22 protein-coding genes are annotated in these 19,632 nt (G+C 66.4%); 7 read left to right on the top strand and 15 right to left on the bottom strand.

The genetic code is table 11. The features are described from left to right. Positions 1–69: 69 nt before the first annotated feature. The 12 genes from HMPREF0307_RS10990 to dacB form a co-directional block, all read right to left on the bottom strand. Complete coding sequence (locus HMPREF0307_RS10990; RefSeq protein ID WP_066492941.1) at positions 70–927, bottom strand: pantoate--beta-alanine ligase; 858 nt, start codon at positions 925–927, stop codon at positions 70–72. Beyond that, positions 924–1,592, bottom strand: a complete 669-nt coding sequence (locus HMPREF0307_RS10985) for a 6PGD fold domain-containing protein (protein WP_066492939.1) — start codon at positions 1,590–1,592, stop codon at positions 924–926. The genes HMPREF0307_RS10990 and HMPREF0307_RS10985 overlap by 4 nt, the downstream gene beginning before the upstream one ends. Next, positions 1,593–2,738, bottom strand: coding sequence for a DUF6779 domain-containing protein (locus tag HMPREF0307_RS10980; protein WP_066492936.1), 1,146 nt, complete (start codon positions 2,736–2,738; stop codon positions 1,593–1,595). It abuts the gene before it with no gap. Positions 2,739–3,013: 275 nt separating this feature from the next. Continuing rightward, complete coding sequence (locus HMPREF0307_RS10975; protein WP_066492934.1) at positions 3,014–3,484, bottom strand: DUF3180 domain-containing protein; 471 nt, start codon at positions 3,482–3,484, stop codon at positions 3,014–3,016. Next, positions 3,485–3,970: a 2-amino-4-hydroxy-6-hydroxymethyldihydropteridine diphosphokinase gene (folK, locus tag HMPREF0307_RS10970; RefSeq protein ID WP_066492932.1), complete on the bottom strand. Its 486-nt coding sequence runs from the start codon at positions 3,968–3,970 to the stop codon at positions 3,485–3,487. A 3-nt stretch (positions 3,971–3,973) separates the two neighbouring features. Next, entirely contained in the window at positions 3,974–4,345 is a 372-nt protein-coding gene (gene folB / locus HMPREF0307_RS10965; protein ID WP_066492930.1) for a dihydroneopterin aldolase, read from the bottom strand. Next, entirely contained in the window at positions 4,345–5,289 is a 945-nt protein-coding gene (gene folP, locus HMPREF0307_RS10960) for a dihydropteroate synthase (RefSeq protein ID WP_066492926.1), read from the bottom strand. Before folP ends, folB begins: the two co-directional genes overlap by 1 nt. Before the next feature lie 93 nt (positions 5,290–5,382). Continuing rightward, positions 5,383–6,045 carry a GTP cyclohydrolase I FolE gene (folE, locus tag HMPREF0307_RS10955; RefSeq protein WP_082723330.1) on the bottom strand — a complete coding sequence of 221 codons (663 nt, stop codon included), beginning with the start codon at positions 6,043–6,045 and terminating at the stop codon, positions 5,383–5,385. Then, positions 6,038–8,494 carry an ATP-dependent zinc metalloprotease FtsH gene (gene ftsH / locus HMPREF0307_RS10950; protein ID WP_066492924.1) on the bottom strand — a complete coding sequence of 819 codons (2,457 nt, stop codon included), beginning with the start codon at positions 8,492–8,494 and terminating at the stop codon, positions 6,038–6,040. The genes folE and ftsH overlap by 8 nt, the downstream gene beginning before the upstream one ends. Positions 8,495–8,506: 12 nt before the next feature. After that, positions 8,507–9,091 carry a hypoxanthine phosphoribosyltransferase gene (hpt, locus tag HMPREF0307_RS10945; RefSeq protein WP_066492923.1) on the bottom strand — a complete coding sequence of 195 codons (585 nt, stop codon included), beginning with the start codon at positions 9,089–9,091 and terminating at the stop codon, positions 8,507–8,509. A gap of 21 nt (positions 9,092–9,112) precedes the next feature. Further along, on the bottom strand, positions 9,113–10,012 hold the full coding sequence (gene tilS, locus HMPREF0307_RS10940) for a tRNA lysidine(34) synthetase TilS (RefSeq protein ID WP_066492921.1): 900 nt from the start codon (positions 10,010–10,012) through the stop codon (positions 9,113–9,115). Next, entirely contained in the window at positions 10,012–11,298 is a 1,287-nt protein-coding gene (gene dacB / locus HMPREF0307_RS10935) for a D-alanyl-D-alanine carboxypeptidase/D-alanyl-D-alanine endopeptidase (RefSeq protein WP_066492919.1), read from the bottom strand. Before dacB ends, tilS begins: the two co-directional genes overlap by 1 nt. Positions 11,299–11,364: 66 nt before the next feature. Here dacB and HMPREF0307_RS10930 point away from each other — a divergent pair, with 66 nt between their 5' ends. Beyond that, on the top strand, positions 11,365–11,838 hold the full coding sequence (locus tag HMPREF0307_RS10930; protein WP_066492918.1) for an inorganic diphosphatase: 474 nt from the start codon (positions 11,365–11,367) through the stop codon (positions 11,836–11,838). A gap of 43 nt (positions 11,839–11,881) precedes the next feature. Here HMPREF0307_RS10930 and HMPREF0307_RS10925 read toward each other — a convergent pair whose 3' ends face one another. Then, positions 11,882–12,502, bottom strand: coding sequence for an endonuclease domain-containing protein (locus HMPREF0307_RS10925; RefSeq protein ID WP_066492916.1), 621 nt, complete (start codon positions 12,500–12,502; stop codon positions 11,882–11,884). 175 nt (positions 12,503–12,677) lie between these two features. On the opposite strand from HMPREF0307_RS10925, the gene HMPREF0307_RS13050 reads away from it, so the two are divergent. After that, on the top strand, positions 12,678–12,899 hold the full coding sequence (locus HMPREF0307_RS13050) for a hypothetical protein (protein ID WP_141759217.1): 222 nt from the start codon (positions 12,678–12,680) through the stop codon (positions 12,897–12,899). Here HMPREF0307_RS13050 and HMPREF0307_RS13480 read toward each other — a convergent pair. Beyond that, positions 12,896–13,030, bottom strand: coding sequence for a hypothetical protein (locus tag HMPREF0307_RS13480; protein ID WP_255356884.1), 135 nt, complete (start codon positions 13,028–13,030; stop codon positions 12,896–12,898). The genes HMPREF0307_RS13050 and HMPREF0307_RS13480 overlap by 4 nt on opposite strands. A gap of 50 nt (positions 13,031–13,080) precedes the next feature. Between HMPREF0307_RS13480 and HMPREF0307_RS13045 the strand changes: the two genes are divergently transcribed. From HMPREF0307_RS13045 to HMPREF0307_RS10905, 5 genes are all read left to right on the top strand, one after another. Continuing rightward, the gene (locus tag HMPREF0307_RS13045) at positions 13,081–13,227 is read left to right on the top strand and encodes a hypothetical protein (protein WP_156435937.1); all 147 of its coding nucleotides are present in this window, start codon (positions 13,081–13,083) and stop codon (positions 13,225–13,227) included. 41 nt (positions 13,228–13,268) lie between these two features. Beyond that, positions 13,269–13,559 carry a rhodanese-like domain-containing protein gene (locus HMPREF0307_RS10920; protein ID WP_066492914.1) on the top strand — a complete coding sequence of 97 codons (291 nt, stop codon included), beginning with the start codon at positions 13,269–13,271 and terminating at the stop codon, positions 13,557–13,559. 50 nt (positions 13,560–13,609) lie between these two features. After that, positions 13,610–14,068, top strand: a complete 459-nt coding sequence (locus tag HMPREF0307_RS10915; protein WP_066492912.1) for a MarR family winged helix-turn-helix transcriptional regulator — start codon at positions 13,610–13,612, stop codon at positions 14,066–14,068. Further along, the gene (locus tag HMPREF0307_RS10910) at positions 14,069–17,983 is read left to right on the top strand and encodes a Pls/PosA family non-ribosomal peptide synthetase (protein ID WP_082723329.1); all 3,915 of its coding nucleotides are present in this window, start codon (positions 14,069–14,071) and stop codon (positions 17,981–17,983) included. Between the two features lie 77 nt (positions 17,984–18,060). After that, positions 18,061–19,077 carry a CaiB/BaiF CoA transferase family protein gene (locus HMPREF0307_RS10905; RefSeq protein ID WP_066492909.1) on the top strand — a complete coding sequence of 339 codons (1,017 nt, stop codon included), beginning with the start codon at positions 18,061–18,063 and terminating at the stop codon, positions 19,075–19,077. A gap of 64 nt (positions 19,078–19,141) precedes the next feature. Here HMPREF0307_RS10905 and HMPREF0307_RS10900 read toward each other — a convergent pair whose 3' ends face one another. Beyond that, positions 19,142–19,423, bottom strand: coding sequence for a hypothetical protein (locus HMPREF0307_RS10900; protein WP_066492908.1), 282 nt, complete (start codon positions 19,421–19,423; stop codon positions 19,142–19,144). Positions 19,424–19,632 lie beyond the last annotated feature (209 nt).

Below are 19,632 nucleotides of genomic sequence, written 5' to 3'. Positions count from 1 at the left end.
ACTCACGACAACGAAGCCGTCAGATCCGCGTGGATCTAACGGCTTCGTTGTTCTGAAATCCAGCTCTGGCTAGGCCTGGTCTTCTTCGGCGCGTGCGGCCTCGCGCTGCGCTTCCTGCTGCGCCTCGTATTCCTCGAGATTCCGGAAGCCGATGCCCAGCGGCAGGCCCACGTTGTCGATGAGCCGCACGCCGCCCACGGTCGCCGCGACAAGGAGGCGGGCGTCACCCTGTTCCGGCGCCGGTCCCAAGTCACGGCCGCGGACCTCGAGGTACTCGGGCTCCACCCCGGCCGCCCCGAGCACGGAGCGCGCCACGTCGAGGACAGCCTCCGCGCCGTGCTCCGCGGCATGGGCCCCAGCGGTGAGCGCTGCCGAGAGCGCCTCCGCCTGCTCGCGCGCGTCCTCGGCCACGCCCGCGTTGCGCAGGCTCATCGCCACCCCGTCCGGCATACGGACCGTAGGCACGCCCTGCAGGCGCACGCCCAGGTGCAGATCGTGGAGCGCCGCGTTGAGCGCGAGCAGCTCCTCGTAGTCTTTCTCCCCCGCCACGACGTCCGTCGCGCCCACGGCATTGATGAGCCGCAGCGCGCGCGTGAGCGACGTCGCGAGTTCTGTCGTGTTTTCCAGGCCGTGGTCGACGGGCAGGACAAGCGTGCGCGGCGCGTCCGGGACGTAGACCCACACGACGTCGACGCCTTCGCGCGCGAGCAGCTCCTGGTCACCCTCTCCCAGCGTTTCCACCGCAACAATGACGATGCCGCCACGAATGGCCTCGGCCGCGCGGACGAGTGCCACGTGGCCTGCGTGAATGCCGGAACCTAGGGGGACAAGGACGATGGGCTTGCCCAACTTTTTATAGGCCCGCGCAACCAGCGCGACCCGAGACTCGTCGTCGAGGACCGTCGCCACGCCCAATTCGAAGCTCATCTGTTTTCCTCCTGTAGTGCCCACATCTCAATATCCTCGGCCTCTTCGACCTCGCCGAAGCGCCGCGCGACCTCCAAGTAGGAGCGCCGCAGACCCGGCTCGTGAATGTAGCGGTAGCCATCAATGACCTCCGCAGGGTCAATGTCCGCGCCCGGCTGAGTCTCCTCGTCCATGAGGAGCTCGACCTCCCGGCGCGCATCCGCGGTGAGCCGCGCGAGCATCTTCGCATACGCGACCCGGCTGGCCAACGTCGCACGCTCCGCATCGGTCTTCGCGATGGCGGTCGCGCCCATCTCTCCGAGCAGCAGCCCGGCGATGGTCTCCCCGAGCTCATCGAGCGTCGTCACGGCCCAGCGATTCACGCTCACGGGTGCGGCCGCCACGACCACGGCGCCGCGCGTCTCCAACGGGTCGAGGACCTGCACACCTGCGGCGAGCGCGGTGTGAATAACGATCTGCCCGTTCGCGATGTAGGTCTCCACGGCCTCGACAGCGCGCGGCAGCTGCGTCGCGTGGATAGCGAGGATGAGTGCGTCGACTTCCGCACAATCCGTGAGGGCGTCGATGCGCACGAGCGCGTGCCCAGCCGCAGCCAGCCCGGCCGCTAGCTCCTGGCCCGCCGCCGAGTCACCGAAGATCCCAATCCGCATGCGCGGTGCGGGCATCTACTTCCCCTTCTTCATCTGGGCCATAAGCTCCGCCACGGAGACCGCACCCTCGCGGCCAGCGTCGCTGCGGCGACGGCCACGCCGTCCCGCAGAGGCCGCAGCCTCAGCCTTCTTCGCGTCCTGCGCTGAGTCCTGCGCTGAGTCCTGCCCAGCATCCTGTGCAGCGTCTGCGGCCTTGGCGTCCTGCGCCGTGGCCGGCTCCGTCTTCTTCGCCGCGGAATGCGCCGTGGTGGAGGCCTTCGGCGTCACGTTCGTGTCCACGCCGCCCTGGTCCCAGCGCACGGCCTGGAAGGAACCGGTGCTGAACGTGGACTCGGGGCTGCGCTGCGTGGAGAACGTCGGCGCGTGCGGCGTCTGCTCAGAAACGAAGGACGCCGCGGACGCGGCCTGAGGCTTCGACGCAGTGTCCGCCTGAGGCGCGGATGCGGATGCAGATGAAGCAGCAGCAGCAGCAGTCTCCGGTGTCTCATGCGCACCGTGGCGACGGGTCGGAGTATCGGTGCCGGCGGCCTCGCGTTCGCGGATGAGCTCGGAGAGCGGGTTGTCGTGGCGCGAGCTGGCGCTGGGCTGGGTGCCGACGCGGCCCGCGATGGCATCGGCAGACGGCGCACCCGCGGAAGACTGGGTGAAGGCGACCTTGGGCTCCTCCGTCGCGCCGACCTTGTACTCAATCTCCGCAATGCGGCGGGCCTCGGCATAGAGGGCGGCCGGCTCGTAGGTGAAGTCGCGGCCGGAGAGCTCCTCAAGCTGCGTGCGGATCTGTTGCAGCTCGTGCTTGATATCGGCAAGCAGCTCCGAATCGCCAGGCGTGGCGCCCTCAAGCGCGGACTTCTCGGCGCGGAGCTTATCCAGCTCGGCGGTGTAGAGCTCCTCGCGCAGGACGAGCTCCTGCTCGCGTTGCGCGGTCTCGCGGCGGTAGCGGGTAACGAGGAAGAAGCCCAGCACGGCGGCCCACAACGCGGCGACGAGCGCGAGCTTCATCGCTGCGGCAGAGCCCGAGATCAGCATCAAGATGGTCGCGACGACGGCGAGGACCACGAGCGCAATGAGCGCCCAGTGTGCGCGGGTGGTCGCGGTTCCGGACTCGGGCGCGGACTGCGCGCCGTCTTTGTCCGGGAATTCCTGCTGCTGTGTGGAAGTCATGGTCACCAACCTACCGTGTGCGTCCTTCGTGCCCGCACACCCCACCCGCATGGATGGCAGGGCCTACGCGCATGTCCTAAGCCTTAAACCCTACCGCGTTTCCTCCCCCACAGTGCCCTTGAGCCGGGCGTGCCCACACACGGGGATGCACCCCCATTCGCGGACGCTTCGTGGTCGTGCGTCTCACCGACGCAGGTTCCAGGCACACAACGCGGTCCAGCACAAGGCCGTCGAGGTCCTCACCCGCACCGAGCGTGACATCCTGCGCTAGGTGTCTACGCCGCCGCCCCATCCGCGGGCGGCGGTACCTCGCAGTAGCGTTCGAGGACAACGCCAGCCACCGCCATGGCAGCGCCGCCCAGCAGGCTGGCGAGAACACCGGGGACGTCCTCGGCCGCAGCCACGAGCTCGTGGGCATGCGGAATGACGTACACGGCCACGCCCGCATACGCCGCGCCCACGATGGCGCCGGTCCACGCGGACGCCTTGCCCAGCAGCATGAAGTTGGTAATCGTCATGGGGTTGAGCTGCGAGGTATCCAGCCCAATGCCGTGCGTATCGTCCTTCTTTGCTTCGCGCACGCGCCACGCCAGCACCGCGCACACAATGGCCATGAGCCACAGCGTGATGGAGACGGTGAGCGGGATGGTTCCCATGTAGCCGTAGAGCCGCGGGATAACGATGGCGACGGCGGCCGCCACAAACACGGCGGTGCCAATAAGCGCAGGCAAAGACGTACGTTGCATCTAGAGCTCCTCGATGGGCCCCAAGGGACGAATGGCAGCGACCTCTTCTGGGTCAAGATCCGCGATAAGCGTGTCTAGCGGGGTGCCCGCCAGCGTCGCATCAGGATCCGCCGCCAGCCACGGCACGAGCACGAAGGCGCGCTCGCGGGCATACGGGTGCGGAACCACAAGGCGCGGGTCCGTCGACGTAAACGACGAGATGTCCACGATGTCCACGTCCAGCGTGCGCGGACCCCACTTCTGGATGCGCTTGCGCTCCGCCGCCGCCTCGAGGCGCTGGCCACGACGCAGCAGACCGAGCGGCGTTTCTTCAACCTCGACGATGAGCACGGCATTCAAGAACTCGTCTTGGTTCTCCACGCCCCACGGCGGGGTGGCATAGACCGGCGAGGCCGCCACAATCTGGCCGGCGAACTCGTCAAAGACGCTGCGCAGCAGCGCCACGCGATCGTCCATGTTGGACCCGATAGACAGGACTGCGTGCATGCTTTACTTCCCCTTTCGGGAACGGCGCGCCACGACCGCGACATCGCCAAACGTGCGCGGGATGGGCGCCTTGGGTTTATGAATGGTGACCTCTACAGCATAAAGCTCTTCAAAGCGTCGCATGGCGGCATTGGCCACGTCCGTGGCGACCGTCTCGATGAGGTCCCGCGCAGGTCCCTCCACGACCTCCGCCGCGACCTCTGCGAGCTCCGCGTAATTGATGGTCTTTGTGAGGTCATCGTCCGCCGCCGCCTCCGCAAAGTTGAGCCAGCACGTGATATCCACGATAAACGGCTGCCCCATGCGCTTCTCCTCGTCAAAGACACCGTGGTAGCCGAAGCACTCCAGGCCGGTGAGTTCAATACGGTCTGCCATTATTTCGCCTTTCCTAGCGCCGTCGTTGCTACTGTCCCGTGGTCCGCACCGTTCGCATAGCTTCCCGATGCCCCCTCTCCTCCCGCGTAGTCCTTCCCCCGCGCCCAGGCTGCCGCCACATCCACGGCATCGCGCGAGGCGCCCACCTCGTGGACGCGCACGCCCCACGCGCCGAGGTGCGCCGAAATCGCCGTCACCGCCGCCGTCGCCGGGTCTGCAAGCAGCGGATTGGACTCCGCGCCGCGGTCCGCACGCACGGCGGCGAGGAAGCGCTTGCGCGAGGCTCCCACGAGCAACGGGAACGGTCCGTCCAGGAATTCCGGCAGCGCGTGGAGCAGCGCCCAGTTATCCTGTGGGCTCTTCGCAAACCCCAAACCCGGGTCGAGCACAATCGCGTCCTCGCGCACGCCCGCCTTTACCGCGGCCGCGACGAGTTCGTCGAAGACCTGGTGCACATCGCGCACGACATCCCCGCCGTGGTTCGCGGTGCCCGCCGCGGAGCCAAACTTCTCAGTCCGCCAGTGCATGAGGCACACCGTCCGGCCCGCATCCGCCATCGCGGCGAACATCTCCGGATCCGCGAGGCCGCCCGAGACGTCGTTGACCATATCCACGCCCGCTGCAGCCGCCGCGGCCGCCGTCGCCGCACGCATGGTGTCCACAGACGTGCGAATACCCTCCGCATGCAGCGCCTCGATCACCGGCACGACGCGCTCGATCTCGTCGCGCTCCTCCACGCGCACCGCGCCCGGACGCGTGGACTCACCGCCCACGTCGATCATGTCCGCGCCCGCCGCGACGAGCTCGCGCGCGTGCGCAATCGCCGTCTCGTGGTTTAACCATCGCCCGCCATCGGAGAACGAGTCCTCCGTGACGTTGACGATTCCCATGACCAACGTCCTCCCCGGGACACTCACATCACTCACGCGGGCTGCCGGCTGCATGTTCTTCCTTTCGTTCAAAGCTGTCAAAGCATTCACGTCGCACTGCATGTACTTAAAAAGCGGCCACACGCTCACGCGTCCGGCCGCCTGGGATTAACTGCGGATAAGGCTCATCACTTCCGCGCGCGAGGCGGCGTTCTTCTTAAAGCCGCCGCGCACCGCCGAGGTCGTCGTGGTCGAGCCCGGCTTACGGATGCCGCGCGCCGCCATGCACAAGTGCTCGCACTCGATGACCACGATGGCCGACTGCGCGCCGAGCTTGTCCATGAGCGCGTTCGCAATCTGGCTCGTGAGCCTCTCCTGCACCTGCGGGCGCTTAGCGTACATATCCGCCAAACGCGCCAGCTTCGACAGGCCGGTCACGTGGCCGTCCTTGCCCGGGATGTACCCGATGTGCGCCTTGCCGTAGAACGGCAGCAAGTGATGCTCGCACGTCGAATAAATCGGGATATCACGCACGAGCACGAGCTCCTGGTGGCCCTCCGCGAACGTCTTCGCCAGCACCGCCGTCGGGTCCTCATGCAGGCCCGCGAACGTCTCGCGGTACGCCCGCGCCACTCGTGCCGGCGTTTCCTGCAGACCCTCGCGGTCCGGGTCTTCGCCCACCGCAATGAGCAGCTCACGCACCGCGGCCTCCGCGCGCTCCTGGTCGAACGCACGCACCGCCGGGATGTCCGGGGTCGCGCCGCCCTCCGCTGCGTCGGTCAGGGCCTCGGTCAGGGCGTCGCTCCCAGCGGTAGCCTCCGGATTAGTCATTCTTCTCTCCCTTGCTGTCCGCGGAGCCATCGGCGTATGGATTCTTCGGCGCGTCCTGGCTGCCCCACGGGCGTGCCCAGTCGCGCGGAAGCTCCTTGGTCTCTTCCGGCTGCGCGTCCTCAGCGCGCGGGTTGTGGTGGCGACCCCGCGGCGCGGCGTCGCGCACGACCGGAATCTCCGTCGTCTTATCGGTGCTCGGGCTCGGCTTCACCGGCTCCGAAGGCTCAACAACCTCCGGCTCGGAGGCAACCGTGGACGGCTCCGAAGCGGAAGCCTCGGGCGCGGGAGCCTCCGGTGCCGGCGCGGCGGGGGCATCGGCAAGCTCGGTCGGCTCTTGGGTGGACTCGGGCTCGGTGCCCTCGGTGTAATCGTCGACGATATCGCCGGCGTCGCGGCCGAAGTTAAAGCCGTATTCCTCGTCGTCGCCGACGGCCAGAACCTTGCCGGCCAGGCGGCGCTCGCGTGCGGCGCGAGTGGCGTCGAGCAGGGTGCGGCGCTTGGGCAGCACCTCGCCGCGCTCTTCGGCGAGCTCGACCGGAGTCTTAATGGGCTCGCGGCCGGCCTGCTGCGGGAAGCGCTCGTCTTCGCCCTCGAAGACGTCGAAGGACTCGCGCGGCACGATGCCGTCGAAGACGCCCTCGAGGTCCGGGCGGCGCAGCGTCTCCTTTTCGAGGAGCAGCTCCACCAGCTTATCCAGGTAATCGCGGTGCTCCGCAAGGATGGCGTAGGCCTGTTCGTGCGCACGGTCGAGCAGGTAGTGCATCTGCTCGTCGATGCGCTTGGCGACGTCGTCCGAGTACTCGATGGAGCCGCCGGCCCCACCGTAGGCAAACGGGTCTCCCTGTTCCTGACCGTACTTCACGGTGCCAAGCTCCGGGCTAAAGCCGTACTCGGTGAGCATGGCACGCGCGATCTTCGTGGCGTTCTCGATATCCGAGGACGCACCCGTGGTAGGCGCGCCGAAGACGAGCTCCTCCGCGGCGCGGCCGCCCAGGGCGAAGACGAGGCGCGCGAAGAGTTCGTCGCGCGTGTACATGCCCTTGTCGTCTTCCTGGGACGTCATGGCGTGGCCGCCGGTGCGACCGCGCGCGAGGATGGTCACCTTATACACGCGCTCGATGTCTTTCATCGCCCACGCGGCGAGCGTGTGGCCGCCCTCGTGGTACGCGGTGACCTTCTTCTCGTGCTCGGAGATGATCTTGGACTGGCGGCGCGGGCCGCCCACCACGCGGTCCGTGGCCTCTTCCAACGCGTCCGCCGTAATGACATTTCCGCCGATGCGCGCCGTGAGCAGCGCCGCCTCGTTGAGGACGTTCGCCAGGTCCGCGCCGGACATACCGGCGGTACGCTTGGCCAGCTGCGTGACGTCGACATCTTTCGCCAAAGGTTTACCTTTGGCGTGGACCTCGAGAATCTTCTCGCGGCCGGCAAGATCCGGGTTGGTCACCGGGATCTGGCGGTCGAAGCGGCCCGGGCGCAGCAGCGCCTGGTCGAGGACGTCCGGGCGGTTGGTCGCCGCGATGAGGATGACGCCTTCGCGGTCGCCGAAGCCGTCCATCTCCACGAGGAGCTGGTTCAAAGTCTGCTCGCGCTCATCGTGGCCGCCGCCGGTACTAGCGCCACCGCGGGAACGACCCACGGCGTCGATCTCGTCAATGAAGACGATGCACGGCGACTGCGCCTTGGCCTGCTTGAACAGGTCGCGCACGCGGGAGGCACCGACACCGACGAACATCTCCACGAAGTCAGAGCCCGAGATGGAGAAGAACGGCACGCCCGCCTCGCCTGCGACGGCGCGCGCGAGCAGTGTCTTACCGGTGCCCGGAGGGCCGTAGAGCAGGACGCCGCGCGGAATCTTCGCGCCGAGCGCGTGGTAGCGTTCCGGGTCCTCGAGGAAGTCCTTGATCTCCATGAGCTCTTCCACGGCCTCGTCCGCACCGGCCACGTCCTCAAACGTGTTGGTGAGCATGTCCTTGGTGAGCTCCTTGGCCTTGGAGCCGCCAATGCCGAACAGGCCACCGGCGCCGCCCTGCATGCGCGACATAAAGAAGAAGAGCAGACCGAAGACGATGAGCATGGGCAGGATGAAAGAAATCATCGAGCCGATGAAGGACTCCTGCGTCACCTTCGTCTGGTACTTCTCCGCGCCGGAATCCTTCACGGCGTTGAAGACCTGCTCGGTGGCGCGGGCCGGGTACTTGGCGATGACCTCTTCGACGCCGTCGCGCTCCTCGACCCTGACGGGTTCGCGCAGCTTGAGACGAACCTGCTGCTCGCGGTCATCGATCTGGGCTTCCGCGACATTCTTGTCCTGCAATTGGGTCAACGCCACGGAGGTGTCGACCTGCATGTAGGAACGCGAGTCATTAGTAAAGAACGTAAACGCGTACAGCGCGATGAGCACGAGGCCCGCGATCGCGCCGTAGCGGACGATGCTGGAATTTTTCATTAAGAAGAGAGTCTAGTCCGAATATACTTCCGGCTTCAGCGTGCCCACGAACGGCAGGTCGCGGTAGTGCTCCGCGTAGTCGAGGCCGTAGCCCACGACAAACTCGTTGGGGATGTCGAAGCCGACGTCAAACATGTCAATCTCCACCTTGACAACCTCTGGCTTGCGCAGCAGCGTCACCACGTCAAGGTTGCGCGGGCGGCGGCCCTGCAGGTTGCGGATGAGCCAGCTGAGCGTGAGACCAGAGTCGATGATGTCCTCGACGATGAGGACGTCCTTACCCTGAATATCGCGGTCGAGGTCTTTCAAGATACGCACGACGCCCGAGCTCGACGTCGCGTTGCCGTAGGAGGACACCGCCATGAATTCCTGCTGGGACGGAATGCTGAGCGCACGCGCGAAGTCGGAGAGGAAGAACACCGCACCCTTGAGCACGCACACGAGGATGAGGTCTTCCTCGTTATCCGCGTACTTCGCGGAGACCTTGTCCGCCATCTCCTGCACGCGGGCTTTGATGGTCGCTTCGTCGAGAAGGACGGCTTCGAGGTCGTCGCCGTACGGGTTAGCCGGGACCCGAAAGTCCTTGGTGTCATGCATGAGGGGCTGGCTCCTTGGTTTTTACAGCTGATGCAATAGTGCCAGTTTGCCACCAACGCGCCTGACTTCCAACCTTGCGCCCACCGCAATGCCACCCTGGCCATGCCAATCCGTACACAGCTTTCCGATGCCCTCAATCCCCCACCCCGTCACCGGCGCCCCCGACGCCTGGAGCCAGGCGGCAATCGCGCGGCGGCGGCGCGCCGCAGGCAGGGCTGCGAGCTCGGCGCAATCATCGGTCGGCGCCGTATCTAACGCCACGTCGTCGTCCACCGTCTGCGCGGCCGCGCGCGCCAACGGGGCGACGGCGTCGCCGCCCACGATGTCGCCGAACAACGGCAGGACTTCGCGGCGAATACGCACCCGCCGGAAGTCCGCGCGCTCGTTGTGCGGGTCGCGCCACGGCTCGACGCCAAGTTCTCTGCATGCGCCCTCCGTGTCAGCCCGGCGCGCCTCGAGCAGCGGGCGCAGCACCACACAGCCTTCGATCTCGGCGCGCGGCGCCATCCCGCCAGTCTGCCCCCGCAGGGCGGTGAGCAGCAGGGTCTCGGCCTGGTCCTCGGCGGTATGCGCGACGCAGACCGGCACGCCCTCGGCCGCGAGCGCTCGGTACCGCGCGACCCGCGCCTCCGCCTCGCCGCGCCCGGCGTCGACGGCGACGACCTTCGCGGCGAGTCCCCACGCGCGTGCCTGGCGCGCCGCCTCCTCCGAGACCGCGCGCGAGCCCTCCTGCAGCTGATGGTCGACGCACACGGCAACGATCTCGCCCCGCTTTTCCGCGGCGAGTGCCGCCGCCAACGCCAGCGAATCCGGCCCGCCCGACAGTCCCACGGAAAGCCGCGGATGCTCACGCGCGACGGACCGCACGGCCGCGCGCAGCCGCGCGAAATGCGGCGACTTCCGCGGCCAGAACGGATCCACTAGAACTCCCGCAAAGCCGAAGCCAGCTCATCCTGTGCCGCGCGCGCGGCCAGGATGTCGCCGTCGTTGACGAGGAACGCAAACGCAAAGACATGGCCCGACTGCCCCGGCACGATGCCCGTCAGCGCCGAGGTCCCCGTGAGCGTGCCCGTCTTCGCGCGCACGTAGCCGCGTCCCGCGAGATCCGTATACCGCGTGTACAGCGTGCCGTCGCCGCCGGCCACCGGCAGATAGCCAAGCAGCGGGCGCAGCGCGTCCTCCGTCGCCGCCTGGTTCATGATTCCCGCGAGCACGTCCGCCGGGATGCGGTTCACCTCGCTCAAGCCCGAGTTGTCTGCGATAAAGACCTGCGAGGTATCGACGCCGTGCTCGCCGAGCACCTCGAGCGTCGCCTCCGCAGCGCCCGCAAACGATGCCTCCTTGCCGCGCGCGACGGCGAGTTCGCGGCCGATAGCCTCGGCCATGACGTTATCCGAGTCCTTCCCGGCCTCCTCGGCGCGCACGGACAGCGGCTCGGACTCGATGGTCGCGACGGGTGCGGCGGCATCGGGAGCCTCGCTCATGCCCACCGTCGTCACGCCCAGGCGCTTGGCCAGCAGGTTCGCCACGTCGAGCGCCGGAGTGTGGCTGCGCGGCACGTCGCCCGTCGCCGCGCCCAGGCGTCCGCCGAAAACCATGGCCGGCTGCATCGGCGCGACGAAGCCGCCATCGACATTCTCCGGATCCCACCCCTTCGCCTGATCGTCGCCGGCCCACGCGCGTGTGTCGATGAACACCCCGCTCACCTCGGGCATGGCTTCCTTGATCTGCGCGGCCGCGGCGTCGAGTTGCGCGAGCGTGAGCCACACGTCGCCCGCGGCCTTGATGATGACCGCGTTATTGTCTCCGCGCACGATCTCCGTCGTAATCCGGTCATCCTCGCCCAGCTCCCACGTCGCCGCCGCGAGCGTGAGCACCTTCGTGCTCGACGCCGGAAGCAGCGCCTTAGTCCCGTCCTGGTCCCACACGACCTCCCCCGTCGCTGTGTCGATGACCTGGCCGCCGAAGTTACCCAAAGCCTCGTTATCGCGCGCAAGCTCGGTGAGGCGGCCTGCGACGTCGCCCAAAGGGGCATCGGCAGGCTGGGCGGGCTGGAGCGGATTCGCCGGCGCCGGCGCCTCAAAGGCCTGGCCGTGATCCAGGTCCCCGTAGGTGCGCTGGACCGCCACACCGGTCGCCGCCGTCGCCGCCACGGCCACAGCCACGACGCCGGCTGCGGACCACCACCACACACGCTTTGTACTCATTGCCTTAACCCTAGCGGGTATGATGTGAGCAGCAAACGCTAACCACTACTGACATGGAGGACAACCGTGAACGTTGAAGTCACCGTCGAGATCCCTAAGGGCTCCCGTAACAAGTACGAGGTCGACCACGAGACCGGCAAGGTTTACCTCGACCGCTACCTGTTTACCCCGATGGCCTACCCGGCTGACTACGGCTTCATCGACCAGACCCTCGGCGAAGACGGCGACCCGCTCGACGCCCTCGTCATCCTCCCGGAGCCGGTGTTCCCGGGCGTTATCGTAGAGGCTCGCATCCTCGGCGTATTCAAGATGACGGACGAGGCTGGCGGCGACGACAAGCTCCTCTGCGTCATCGACGACCCGCGCTGGGAGCGCTACCAGGACATCAACGATGTTGAGCAGTCCATCAAGGACGAGATCGAGCACTTCTTCGTCCACTACAAGGACCTGGAGCCCAACAAGGAAGTCACCGGCTCCGGCTGGGGCGACAAGGCCGAGGCTGAGAAGATCCTGCAGGAAGCTATCGAGCGCCACAAGTAAATCTTCGCTCTTACCCCGCTCCTTGGAGCGGGGTTTTCGCGTTTTAGTAGTCGCGGATCGGCCCGTCGAAGCCTCGAAATACGACGTGCCACGCGCTCGCGAGCTTATGCGCCCACGCGTTCCAATTCGGTGTGCGAGCCGTGAAGACCTGCTCCACGATCTCGTCGAGGTGGTGCGCGACGCAGCTGCCTGTATACCGCAGCGTCGTCCAGCCGCGCAGGACCGCGTCATTATTCTTCCAGTGGTCACGCACCACGGCTTGGCGGTCTTTGTGGAAGTCGAAGCCGTTGATCTCGATGGCGATCTTTTCCTTGGGCAGCACGAGGTCCCAGAAGTACGGGCCAATCTGGACGTTGCTCTCCACCTCGAGCCCACGCGCTTTAAGGGCGTGCGCCACCGTGATTTCCGCGCCGGAGTCCGTAAACAACGCGGCCGTTTTAAGGAACACGCGGCACTTCTTGGGCAGCGTGCCCACGTAGCTCAGGTGCCGCTCGAGCCGGTCCCGCCCGGTGCGGCCTGCGTACACCTTCTCCAGCAGCGCGTGTGCTTCCGGCTTCTCCATGACGCGCGTGGCGAGCACCGGCGTATGGACTCTGTGGCCAAGGAAATCGTGTGCGTTGAGGACCGTCGTGCGGTGGGCGACATAGTAGTCCGACTTTGCCATCAACCGTGGTGTTGCTACATCGAGCGGAAACGTAAGCGGTTGTTGCGCATAAATCTGCGCAGCGGTTCGGCCTGTGAAAACCGCCGTCGGATATTTCTCGGCAATGGCCTGAGCGACTATAGCCGGAGTGAGTTCGTTGTCGACGTAAAATCCTTTAGCAATACGGTGGCGTTGCATGTATTCCTCCCCCGAGATTCTTCAATTGCCATTGCACAATAACTGGATTCCGACGGCCTCGCAGTGCAAGTCTTCCAACTCGTTGCGAAAATTCATTCTAAACGGCAAGGAAATTTCTGATTTTCGCAAGGAACCAGGACGCCCGTTTGCGTTCCTTGCGAAAATCCTTTTGCCACAAGAATTTTGGGTGGTGTTTTCGCAAGGAACGGCCCGCGACTAAAGGGAGCCCACCCACTCGATGAAGTCGAAGTCGCCATCGCCGGTAAGCTCCGCCATCGTATGGCCTTGGCCCCAAACGGCCTCGAACTCGACGTTGCGGTCCATCATGTCGAGGGCGAGCGCCAGGTTCATCTCGGTCGTTGCCGTCGTCGTGCTGCCATTCGCCTGGGAAGGCAGCAGTCGTGGAGGCGGCAGAAGAAGTGGATGTGGAAGTGGATTCAGAAGAAGAACATGCGGCGAAGAACGTCTCGCTGGCAAGGCCGGTCACGGCCCAAAAAGGAACGTCGGTACATGATTTTTATTTAAGCCCGATCGGACACTACCCATAAGTCTGAAACGAGCATTCACACGAAAAGGTAGGCTAGCCCGCATGAAAGAAGTAGAACCGAAAGACGTGCCGCAAGGCGCGCAGCTTATCGATGTCCGCGAAAACGACGAGTGGAACCAGGTCCATGCCGCGGGTGCCACCCACATTCCGATGGGCGAGGTGCCGCAGCGCTACGCAGAGATCGATCCAGACAAGGACATCTACGTCATTTGCGCGGCAGGCGGCCGCTCGGCGCAGGTGGCGGAGTACCTCGAGCAGGCGCTCGGCTGGGACGCAATCAACGTCGCAGGCGGCACGAATGCTTGGGTTAGCCAGGGTCTTCCTACGGAGTAGCGCCGCCGAATAATTGGCTTCAACCCATCATTTGGGCTTAGTATGGTGGTATGTCTTCCACGAAAAACCACCCGATTCCTACCGCTCTGCTGGAGTCCCCGTCGTTTCAGCTCGAGCGCCTTCGCCGCCGCGTCCGCGATATGGTCGAGGCTCAGCTGAATTCGCAGGAGACGACTCTGCGCGAATTTTGGGTACTCACGTGCCTCGTCGAGGAGTCCGCGGCGAGCCAGTCTCACCTGTCTGACACGCTGGCTATCGACGCCTCGGACATGGTGCGCCTCATCGACGCCCTCGAGCAACGTGGCTGGGCCAAGCGCGAGCGCGACCCCCGCGATCGCCGCCGCCAAATCGTCGCCTCCACGAAGAAGGGCACGAAGGCCCACGGCCAGCTCGCAGAGCTCGTCACGGCTGCCGAGGACGAGGCGCTCGACGCCTCCACAAATAAGCAGCTCAAGCACCTGCGCAAGCTCGCGACCTCCATCATCTCGGCGGGGGAGGACGATTCCTAAATGGAGCCGCGCCACGCGTTGCCCGAAGATCCCCGTGATGAGCACCAGCCCGGAGCGGGGATTATTCATGTGCCCGAGTCCTATCTCCTGCGCGAGGAGGCCGCCCCGCCCCGCACGCTCGTCGACATCGTCCGCACCACGGCTGGGCTCTACCCCGACGCCGCAGCCATTGATGACGGCGAGGTCCTCACCTACGCCGAATTGCTTGCCGATGCCACCGCCTGGGCCGCCGAACTTTCGGCCCAGGGGATTGGGCGCGGCCATCGCATCGGCGTGCGCATGACCTCGGGTAAGAAGGAACTCTACCTCGCGATTTTGGCGACGCTCTTCGCGGGCGCCGCCTACGTGCCTGTCGACGCAGACGATCCGGACGAGCGCGCCGAGATGGTCTTCGGCGAGGCCGCCATTGACGGCATCTTCACCGACGAGGGCTTCCGTCGTTTAACTCCGGACGCGCACGCGGCCGGCGAGCCGCGCCCTGAGGATGACGCGTGGATCATCTTCACCTCGGGCTCGACGGGCAAGCCGAAGGGCGTGGCTGTGAGCCACCGCTCCGCCGCCGCGTTCGTGGACGCTGAGGCTTCGATTTTTCTAGCGGACCACCCTGGTGGTCCCCTAGGACCAGATGACCGCGTGCTTGCGGGCCTGTCCGTCGCCTTCGACGCGAGCTGTGAGGAAATGTGGCTCGCATGGGGCCACGGCGGCTGCCTTGTCCCGGCGCCACGCTCGCTCGTGCGCTCCGGCATGGATCTCGGCCCCTGGCTCATCCGCCGCGACATCACGGTGGTCTCCACCGTCCCGACCCTCGCGGGTCTGTGGCCCGCAGAGGCCCTCGACCACGTGCGCCTGCTCATCGTCGGCGGCGAAGCCTGTTCGCAAGAGCTCGTCGACCGCCTGGCGACCGAGGACCGCGAGATGTGGAATACCTACGGCCCCACGGAGGCCACCGTCGTGTCCTCGGCGGCGAGGCTCCTGCCTGGCCAGCCAGTGGGCATCGGGAAGCCTTTGCGCGGCTGGGACCTGGCGGTCGTGGATACCGAGGGGTTTCCCGTACAGATGGGCCAGGTGGGCGAGCTCGTCATCGCCGGCGTGGGTCTTGCGCGCTACCTCGACCCGGTCAAGGACGCCGAAAAGTACGCGCCGCTCGAGTCCATGGCGTGGGAGCGCGCATACCGCTCGGGCGACCACGTGCGCCTCGAAGAGGACGGCTTGTACTTCGTGGGTCGCGTCGACGACCAGGTGAAGATCGGCGGCCGCCGCATCGAGCTCGGCGAGGTCGAGGCCAACGTCGCGGCCCTGCCGAATGTCTACAACTCGGCCGTCGCGGTGCAGTCCACGGCTGGCGGCGAGAAGGTCCTCGTGGGCTATGTCTCGCTCGATGACCCGGACGCCGGCTTCGATGAGAACGCTGCGCGCGAGCGCCTCGCCGAGTCCATGCCCGCCGCCCTCGTCCCGCGCCTGTGCGTCATGGACGAGCTGCCCGTGCGCACCTCCGGCAAGGTCGACAAAAAGGCGCTGCCGTGGCCGCTACCTGGCGTGGGCGTCGAGGCCGTGGGCCTCACCGACACCGAGGCGTGGCTCGCGCAGCTCTTCGTCGAGGTCCTCGGCGTTTCCGTCGAGGACGCGAACGCGGACTTCTTCACGCTGGGCGGCACGTCGCTCGCCGCGGCCACCCTCGTGGGCCGCATTCGCGACCGCTACCCCACCACGTCCGTGCGTGACCTCTACGATCACCCGCGTCTGGGCGCGCTCGCCGAGCTTATCGATGCCACCTCTCCGTCCGCCTCGTCCGTGACGCGCCAGCGTCACGTCGCGCGGGTGAGGTGGACCACGCGCCTCATTCAGTTCCTGGTGCAGATTCCCGTCATGACGCTCGCCGCGAGCTCGTGGCTCGCGTGGCTGCTGCTCGGTTCGAATCTGGCGGTCCTCGCCGGCATCGAGTGGGCCGTATGGTCGCCGTGGTGGCTCGTCATCGCCTTGGTGCTGGTCTTCGCCACACCGCTCGGGCGCATTCCGCTGGGCGGCTTCGGCGCGCGACTCATCACGAGCGGCATTCAGCCTGGCGAGTACCCGCGCGGCGGCTCGGTGCACCTACGCATCTGGGCGGCGGAACGCTGGGCCGACGCGTCCGGTTCGCGGTCCATCGCGGGTGCGACGTGGGTCAATAACTACGCGCGCACCCTCGGCGTGAAGATCGGCCACGGCGTCGATCTCCACTCGCTGCCGCCGGTCACGGGCCTGCTTACCATCGGCGCGCACGCGTCCATCGAGCCGGAGGTCGATCTCTCCGGCTACTGGCTCGACGGCGACATTTTGCGCGTGGGTGCCATCGAGGTAGGCAAGAACGCCCGCGTCGGCGCGCGCTCCACGCTGCTGCCTGGCACGCGCATCGGCAACGATGCCCACATCGAGGCCGGATCCACCGTGACGGGCGCGAAGAAGGTCAAGTCTGGCCAACGCTGGTCCGGTTCGCCCGCGGCAAAGGTAGGCCGCTCCAAGCACCGCTTCCCTGATGAGCACCCGCGCCGCCGCAGCCACTGGGTCGCCATCTATGGCGTCACCTCGTTCCTGCTCGCGCTGCAGCCGCTCATGGCGCTTGCCGTGGGTGCCGCCGCGACCGTGGCGCTCATCCAGCTCACCGGCGGCAACCCCTACGTGGGCGGACTGCTCTTCGCACCCGTCGGCGCCCTGGCCGCCTTCGCGTTCTTCATGGCACAAACGTGGCTGGGCGTGCGCTTCCTGCAGCTGGGACTCAAGCCCGGCGTGGCGCCGGTGCGCTCGGCGGCTGGCTGGCGCGCCTGGGGCATCGAAAGGCTCATGGATGAAGCCCGCACGACGCTCTTCCCGCTCTACGCCTCCCAGCTCACGCCGGGCTGGCTGCGCTCGCTCGGCGCACGCATTGGCCGCGACGCTGAAATTTCCACCGCCGTCATGATTCCGAAGCTCACCGAGGTCAAGGACGGCGCGTTCCTCGCGGATGACACGCTCGTGGGCGGTTACGAGCTCGGCGGCGGCTGGCTGCTCACCGGCGAGACTAAGGTGGGCAAGCGCTCGTTTGTGGGCAACTCCGGCATCACGGGCCCCGGCCGCAAGCTGGGCAAGAATTCGCTCGTGGCCGTACTCTCTTCGACGCCGAAGAAGTCCAAAGCCGGTTCCAACTGGTGGGGCTCCCCGCCGGAGCGCATGCGCCGCGTCGAGGCGCACGTCGACGGCGGCGAGGCCCTCACCTATAGCCCGGGCCTGGGCGTCAAGATCGCGCGCGGCGCGGTAGAAACCCTCCGTCTCCTCGCGCCGATGACCTCCGCGATGCTGCTCGCCGCAGTCCTCGGCGGCCTCCTGTGGCTGCTCGACGCCTATGGCCTGGCGGTTGCGTGGCTCGTCTCTGGCCTGCTGCTCATGGCCGCCGGCGCGGTGGGCGTGGCCATCACCGTGGCCGTGAAGTGGATCTGCGTCGGCCGCCACGTGCCGGGCGACCACCCACTGTGGTCCTCGTTCGTGTGGCTCAACGAGCTCCAGGACGCCTTCGTCGAATCCGTCGCCGCCCCCTGGTTCTTCCAGCACGCGGGCGGCACGGGCTCGATGAATATGGCGCTGCGCGCACTCGGCGTGCGCATCGGCCGCGGCGCATGGATCGAGTCCTACTGGTTCCCGGAGACCGACCTCATCACGGTGGGCGACGGCGCCTCCGTGGGCCCCGGAACGGTGGTTCAAACCCATCTCTTCCAGGACCGCGTCATGAGCCTCGACACCGTCACCCTCGGCGCCGGTGCGACGCTCGCGGCGCACTCGGTGGCGCTGCCGGCGGCATCGGTAGGCCGTAGCGCGACGGTGGGTCCCGGCTCGCTTGTCATGCGCGGCGACCGCGTCCCCGCGGGCACCGTGTGGCAGGGCAATCCCATCGAACCGTGGGAGTAATACCCTTGTGACCTTCGCCACCTAACGGTACGATTTCTTCCAAAATCGTACCGTTATTTTTATCAAGGCAGGTCTCTATGCTCCCCCTCACCGGCATCACCGTCGTCCACCTCGGCGGGATTGGCCCCGGCCCGTTTGCCGCAATGATTCTCGCAGACATGGGCGCGCGCGTCATCCGCGTCGTGCGCCCCGGCAATCCGGCGGACATCGTCCCGCATGGCGTTCTCTACCGCGGCCAGGAAACCCTTGAGGCCAACCTCAAGGACCCCGATGATGTCGCCCGCGTTCTCGACCTCATCACCGACGCCCAGCTCCTCATCGAGGGCTTCCGCCCCAGCGTCGCGGAGCGTCTCGGCCTCGGGCCTTCCGATGCCGCCTCCCGCAACCCCGCGCTCGTCTACGGCCGCATGACGGGCTGGGGCCAGGACGGACCGCTCGCGCAAACAGCCGGGCACGATATCAACTACATCGCCATCTCCGGCGCACTCGGCGCTATCGCCGCGCCCGACGGACGCCCCGTGCCGCCGCTGAACTTCATGGGCGACTTCGGCGGCGGCTCGATGTACCTCGTCTCCGGCCTCCTCGCCGCCCTCGTGCACGCACAGACCACCGGTGAGGGCGCCGTGGTGGACGCCAACATTGTGGACGGCGCGGCCTCCTTGACGGCAATGCTCCACGCCTTTAGGAATGCCGGCCAGTGGGGCCCAACCGGCACGAACGTGCTCGACGGCGGCGCGCCGTTCTACACCGTGTACAAGACGTCCGACGGGAAGTGGATGTCTGTAGGCGCCATCGAGCCGCAGTTCTACGCCGAACTACTACGGCTCCTCGACCTCACGAACGAACTAGCAGGGATTGACCAGAACGACCAAGCCGAGTGGCCACGCGTGGCCCAGCACTTCGCCGAGGTCTTCGTCACGAAGACCCAGGCCGAGTGGGTAAAGATTTTCCGCGGCACCGATGCGTGCGTCGCCGAAGTCGTCTCCCCTGACGACGTACTCGACCATCCCCATCTGGCCGCCCGCGGCACCTACCGCCCCACGAGCGACGGGATGGAGCCCGCGCCCGCGCCGCGGATTTCTCCCTTGGCTTAAAACGCGAGAAGGCGGCGCCTTCCTTCCGGAAAGCGCCGCCGTGAAGCACCGTACCGCGTACTACTTAAAGAGCCGGGAAGTACGGAATCTTCTGGCCCTGGATGGTGCCGCGGCCGACGAGGGTGTTGTACACGGTGCCCCAGAAGGCCACGGAAATAGCCACGCCGAGGACCGAGGAGATGACGTAGCCGGCGGTGGAGGAACCGGTATTGGCAGCAGTAGCAGAGCCGGATGCTGCAGCGTCAGAAGACTCAGCGAGAGCGACCGGAGCAGCGACAGCGCCGCTGGTGGCCAGAGCAACGGAGGTGGCAGCAGCGATAACGCCGCGGGTGAGCTTAGAGGACATAATATTTCCTTGGGTTAAGGGGAGATACGGACGTTTTCGATTCTAAAACATTATCGCTAGGCCGCGTGTGGTTTAAGCAACAAATTTTCTAAATTGTCCGTTACATCAACGTGAACGACATGAAATAAATGAAAACAATCCGCATATGTCAAGCATCGCCCCCTCGGCACTCACCTGCATATGCAAAAAGAGCCGCTTCCAAAAGGAAG

The organism is Corynebacterium sp. DNF00584, assembly GCF_001552965.1.
Lineage (GTDB): Bacteria > Actinomycetota > Actinomycetes > Mycobacteriales > Mycobacteriaceae > Corynebacterium > Corynebacterium phoceense.
The sequence above is the reverse complement of the archived record's forward strand: the minus strand, read 5'-3'. Positions and strand labels throughout refer to the sequence as shown.